This is a genomic window from Leifsonia sp. SIMBA_070 (assembly GCF_046534635.1).
In the GTDB taxonomy this organism is placed as follows: Bacteria; Actinomycetota; Actinomycetes; order Actinomycetales; family Microbacteriaceae; genus Leifsonia.
Map to the genome: position 1 here is coordinate 1 of NZ_JAWRYK010000091.1, position 341 is coordinate 341.

General features: G+C 68.0%; 1 protein-coding gene. It reads left to right on the forward strand.

The features are described 5' to 3' along the window. Positions 1–341: DUF222 domain-containing protein (locus SB754_RS19545; RefSeq protein WP_410784059.1), on the forward strand; the 341-nt coding region annotated here is incomplete at both ends.

Below are 341 nucleotides of genomic sequence, written 5' to 3' on the forward strand. Positions count from 1 at the left end.
CCCTGGAATCCGGGCACATCAGCTACGGGCACGTCCAGACCCTGGTTGATCAGTCCCAGAACATCCCGCCCGCAGACCTGCCCGGCTTCGAAGCCCAATTACTGGGGTTGGCGCCGGAGCAAACCCATCCCCAGTTCCGGGTCCGGGCACGGCGGCTGCGGGAGAACACGTATCCCGAAACCATCGTCGTCCGCCAGCGCAGTGCCTTTGACCGGCGCCGGGTAACCCTGCAGCCCGAGTGCGACGGGATGTCCTGGCTCTCGGCCCTGCTGCCGGCCCAGAAAGCGCAGGCGTTCTTCAACCAACTCAGCACCGCCGCCCGCGGAGAGCAGGCCGCCGGC